Below are 380 nucleotides of genomic sequence, written 5' to 3'. Positions count from 1 at the left end.
TCAAGGGCAAGCTGCCCTTTCTTTGCCGCCCAGTATTCCCGTTCGGTTATCCGTTCCTTGCTGCCGTTCAAGAGGTCGATTTGGTAAAGCCCCTCCCGGTGGCACATTTCCATGACTTCGCTCTTGAAATATTCCATAGCGGCGTTGGTGCAGCGGTGCTTGCAGCCCTCCAGCGTGTCGGCTGGTCTGTCCATGTAGGGCAGAAGCGGGACTTCGTAAATCCGCAGGGAGTTGATGACGATATGCACATGGATATTCCCGCTGTGGTTATGCCCGTCCGGGTGGGTGCAGATTAGGGCTTGGTGTCCGGGGAAATGCTCCTTGCAGAACTGCTCGCCCAGCTCCTGCGCCCGGTCTACGGTCAAGCCGTTGTCTGTCCC

Annotated in this window: 1 protein-coding gene; it reads right to left on the bottom strand. The window is 57.6% G+C overall.

The features are described 5' to 3' along the window. A partial coding sequence (locus DWX32_RS20395; protein WP_243037655.1) for a relaxase/mobilization nuclease domain-containing protein occupies positions 1-380 on the bottom strand: 380 nt, incomplete at both ends.

Origin of the sequence: Blautia sp. AF19-13LB (genome assembly GCF_003479105.1) — a bacterium.
GTDB classification, from domain to species: domain Bacteria; phylum Bacillota; class Clostridia; order Lachnospirales; family Lachnospiraceae; genus Fusicatenibacter; species Fusicatenibacter saccharivorans.
Note: the sequence above shows the minus strand (reverse complement) of the source record. Positions and strands in the feature narration are given on the sequence as shown.